Origin of the sequence: Pelagibacterium sediminicola (assembly GCF_003390885.1) — a bacterium.
Taxonomy (GTDB): domain Bacteria; phylum Pseudomonadota; class Alphaproteobacteria; order Rhizobiales; family Devosiaceae; genus Pelagibacterium; species Pelagibacterium sediminicola.
In genome coordinates this window covers 1-3,153 of the sequence record NZ_QMEL01000022.1, presented here as the reverse complement: position 1 = coordinate 3,153, position 3,153 = coordinate 1, and the positions used below count along the sequence as shown (strand labels likewise).

The window sequence follows — 3,153 nt, the reverse complement described above, 5'->3', positions numbered from 1 at the left end:
GTAAGCCTCCGTTGAGAGCCGCCTTGGCTTGCGCGATCGGTCTGATAGCTGACTGTCGGTATGGATATCTTTACAGATAGAAGCCGTGTCGAGCGGCTCGAGATCGTGGATACGGGCCGGCGCCGTCGTTTCAGTGATGCGGAGAAGATCCGGATCGTGGAGGAGAGTTTGTCGGCCCCGCGAATGGCCTCGGCGACGGCGCGGAAACACTCGATCGCGGTGCCGATGCTGTTTGCCTGGCGCAAGGCGTATCGCGAAGGCCGGCTTGGCAACGAGGCGGCTGCGTTCTACCCGGTGCGGGTTGATGAGGTTGGGGCACATGCCGGCGACGGCGGTGTTCCACCCGAGCCGCCCGAGAATGGATCAGTCAGTCCGGTCGAGATCGTGCTGCGCAATGGTCGCCGAATGTTGGTGCGCTCTGATATCGCTCCGGTTGCGCTGGGGCGTCTGCTTGATGTGGTGGAGCGATGATCCCGGTTCCGAGTGGGACGCGAGTGTGGCTGGCAGCGGGCCACACTGACATGAGGAAGGGGTTCAACTCTCTGGCGCTGGTGGTGCAGGAGGTGCTCAAGCGCGATCCCCATTGCGGACATCTGTTCGTGTTCCGGGGGCGCAAGGGCAATCTGGTCCGCATCATCTGGCATGATGGTCAGGGGGCATGCGTATTCACCAAACGGCTCGAGCATGGGCGCTTCCTTTGGCCCTCACCAGCCGACGGTGTTGTGACGATCTCGTCTGCCCAGCTCGGTTATCTGCTTGAGGGGATCGACTGGCGCATGCCGCAAAAGACGTGGCGCCCGCTCTCGGCGGGATGATCTATCGTGCCGCGACACGGTGACTCATCTGGTGTAAAGCCAGGCAAATCGGCTCGTGACCTGAGGCGAGTTCTGTTAGGTTTGCGACATGGTCGAACCTGCCGGAAACGCCGAGATTGCTGCCCTTCGCGCTGCACTTGCCGCAGCCGAACAGCGTGCCGATCTGGCGGAAGCCGAAGCGGCGCGGGTTGTTGCAGAAAAGACTGATGGCGACGCCGAGATCGCCCGCCTCAAGCTCGAGATCGAAAAGCTCAAGCGCAGTCTGTATGGGCAGCGGTCCGAGAGGAAGGCCAAGCTGCTCGACCAGCTCGAGTTCGAACTCGAGGATCTCGAAGCGGCGGCCACCGAAGACGAGCTTGCCGCCGAAATGGCCGCAGCCAGGACCACTCCGGTCAAAGCCTTTACCCGCAAGCGGGCACAACGGCGCGCCTTTCCCGAACACCTGCCGCGCGAGCGCGTCGTGGTGCCGGCGCCCGAAGCCTGCGCGTGCTGCGGGTCCGATCATCTGGTCAAGCTGGGCGAGGATGTGACCGAAACACTCGAGGTGATCCCGCGTCAGTGGAAGGTGGTCCAGACGGTGCGGGAGAAGTTCAGCTGCCGGGACTGTGAGAAGATCAGCCAGCCACCGGCGCCTTTTCATCCCACGCCGCGCGGCTTTGCCGGACCCAACCTTCTGGCAACGATCCTGTTCGAGAAGTTCGGTCAGCATCAGCCGCTCAACCGTCAGTCCGAGCGCTTTGCCCGCGAGGGCGTGCCCGTCAGTCTCTCGACGCTGGCCGACCAGGTTGGCGCCGCAACGGTGGCGCTCAAGCCGCTCCATGATCTGATCGCCGATCACGTGATGGCCGCCGATCGACTGCACGGGGACGACACCACGGTGCCGATCCTGGCCAAGGGACAGACCAGAACAGGTCGGGTGTGGACTTACGTACGTGATGACCGCCCCTTCGGCGGCACCGATGGTCCGGCGGCCCTGTTCTTTGCTTCACCAGATCGCAGGGGCGAGCATCCAAGGAGCCATCTCGCCGACTATTCCGGCATCCTGCAGGTGGACGCCTTTGCCGGCTACAACGGCCTGTTCGATCCCGAGCGTCGCAGCGAGCCTATCCAGGCGGCCTTTTGCTGGCCTCACGGACGACGACCCTTGTTCGAACTCGCCGATATCGAAAAGGTCCGAAAAAAGAAGGGCAAAGGTGGTGCCATCTCCCCGGTCGCGCTCGAGGCGGTGCGCAGGATCGACGAGATTTTTGCCATCGAACGCGATCTCTACGGTCTGCCGCCTGATCAGCGCCTTGCCGAGCGGCAGCGGCTGTGTGCGCCACTCGTCGATGAGCTGCATGCCTATATGACGACCGAGCGCGAAAAGCTCTCGCGTCATGCTCCGGTGGCCAAGGCCATGAACTACATGCTCGCGCGCTGGGCCGGCTTTACGGCATTCCTCGAGGATGGCCGCATCTGCCTCTCGAACAACGCAGCAGAACGGGCTCTGCGCGGAATTGCCCTTGGCAGAAAAGCTTGGCTGTTCGCCGGATCGGACCGCGGGGCCCGCCGGGCGGCCTTCATGTACACCCTCATCGTCTCGGCCAAGCTCAACGACATCGATCCCCAGGCCTGGCTCGCCGACGTGCTCGCCCGCATTGCCGACATGCCGCAGAACCGGCTAGGGGAACTGCTTCCCTGGAACTGGAACGCTGACAAGGATGCCGTTAAGCTCGTTGCATGAGCCCTGCATCCCACTTCGTTGCCACCATCACCGTCATCCTCGAGGACGTCGAGCCGCAGGTCAGGCGCAAACTGGTCGTGCCGCTCAACCTGCGCATGGATCGGCTCCACATCGTCTTGCAGATCGCCTTTGGCTGGACCGACAGCCACCTTTACGAGTTCCGCTACCACAATATCGGGTGGGGCGTTCCCGATCATGACTTTGGCACCGATCTTCGCGACGCCTCCAAGGCAACACTGCTCCGGGTCCTTCAGGAAACAAATGCTCGCGCCATCAGCTATCTCTATGACTTCGGTGATGGCTGGGAGCACACCATTCGGATCAACTTTATCTCCGAGCCCGAGTCCGGCGCGCTGTATCCCCAGTTGATCCTGGCCGAGGGACGCACGCCGCCCGAAGATATCGGCGGCCCGCCGGGCTATGAACTCTTCCTCGAAGCCATAAACGACCCCAACCATGACGATCATGCCGAAATGCGTGAATGGTATCTCGAGGACGGCTTCGATCCACGTCTGGTCGATGTGGAAGCCATCGAAGGTGAGCTCAAGCGCTACGCTCGGCGATGGAAACCCAAGGCGAAAGCGAAATAACCGCGGCCCTCAGCGGATGCTTACC

Annotated in this window: 4 protein-coding genes; all 4 read left to right on the top strand. The window is 62.4% G+C overall.

The genetic code is table 11. The features are described 5' to 3' along the window. Window positions 1-60: 60 nt before the first annotated feature. Window positions 61-471, top strand: a complete 411-nt coding sequence (gene tnpA, locus DQG18_RS15795) for an IS66-like element accessory protein TnpA (protein ID WP_116655209.1) — start codon at window positions 61-63, stop codon at window positions 469-471. Continuing rightward, window positions 468-815, top strand: coding sequence for an IS66 family insertion sequence element accessory protein TnpB (gene tnpB / locus DQG18_RS15790; RefSeq protein ID WP_116655208.1), 348 nt, complete (start codon window positions 468-470; stop codon window positions 813-815). Before tnpA ends, tnpB begins: the two co-directional genes overlap by 4 nt. A gap of 88 nt (window positions 816-903) precedes the next feature. Further along, complete coding sequence (gene tnpC / locus DQG18_RS15785) at window positions 904-2,538, top strand: IS66 family transposase (protein WP_116655207.1); 1,635 nt, start codon at window positions 904-906, stop codon at window positions 2,536-2,538. Further along, complete coding sequence (locus tag DQG18_RS15780; RefSeq protein WP_116655206.1) at window positions 2,535-3,128, top strand: plasmid pRiA4b ORF-3 family protein; 594 nt, start codon at window positions 2,535-2,537, stop codon at window positions 3,126-3,128. Before tnpC ends, DQG18_RS15780 begins: the two co-directional genes overlap by 4 nt. Window positions 3,129-3,153: the final 25 nt, after the last annotated feature.

Excerpts from the sequence above, each read along its gene's own strand:
- tnpA (WP_116655209.1), top strand. The coding sequence starts at position 61 with ATGGATATCTTTACAGATAGAAGCCGTGTCGAGCGGCTCGAGATCGTG.
- tnpB (WP_116655208.1), top strand. The coding sequence starts at position 468 with ATGATCCCGGTTCCGAGTGGGACGCGAGTGTGGCTGGCAGCGGGCCAC.
- tnpC (WP_116655207.1), top strand. The coding sequence starts at position 904 with ATGGTCGAACCTGCCGGAAACGCCGAGATTGCTGCCCTTCGCGCTGCA.
- DQG18_RS15780 (WP_116655206.1), top strand. The coding sequence starts at position 2,535 with ATGAGCCCTGCATCCCACTTCGTTGCCACCATCACCGTCATCCTCGAG.